Source organism: Klebsiella sp. X1-16S-Nf21, assembly GCF_002837615.1.
GTDB lineage: Bacteria > Pseudomonadota > Gammaproteobacteria > Enterobacterales > Enterobacteriaceae > Klebsiella > Klebsiella variicola.
The window spans coordinates 1-555 of the sequence record NZ_PJDK01000168.1; the positions used below are offsets into that span (position 1 = coordinate 1).

At 55.5% G+C, this 555-nt stretch carries 1 pseudogene; it reads left to right on the plus strand.

What is annotated here, in order from left to right:
• Positions 1–555 (plus strand): annotated as a pseudogene (locus CW267_RS29900) (two-component system sensor histidine kinase/response regulator); the annotation flags it as partial.

The window sequence follows — 555 nt, forward strand, 5'->3', positions numbered from 1 at the left end:
CCGTATGGAAAGCTTCTTCACGCCAGGCAGTTTGCCGATGAGCGTGACGATTTTTGACGATAACGGCCAGCCGCTGATCTCGTTGGCCGGCGCGGAAGGCAAAATCCAGAGCGAAGCGAAGTGGATGCAGGAGCGGATGTGGTTTGGCTACAGCGCAGGCTTTCGCGAGCTGGTGCTGAAAAAAAGCCTGGCGCCGTCCTCCTTAAGTATCGTCTATTCCGTTTCGGTGGACCAGGTGCTGGAGCGGATCCGCATGCTCATCATCAACGCCATCATTCTCAATATTCTGACCGGAGCAATGCTGTTTGCGCTGGCGCGAATGTATGAGCGGCGCATTTTTATCCCGGCGGAAAATGATGCGCAGCGACTGGAAGAGCATGAACAGTTCAACCGCAAAATCGTGGCCTCAGCCCCGGTGGGGATCTGTATTCTGCGCACCGTCGACGGGACCAATATTCTCAGTAACGAGCTGGCGCACAACTACCTGAATATGCTGACCCATGAGGATCGCCAGCGGCTGACGCAGATTATCTGCGGCCAGCAGGTCAACTTTGT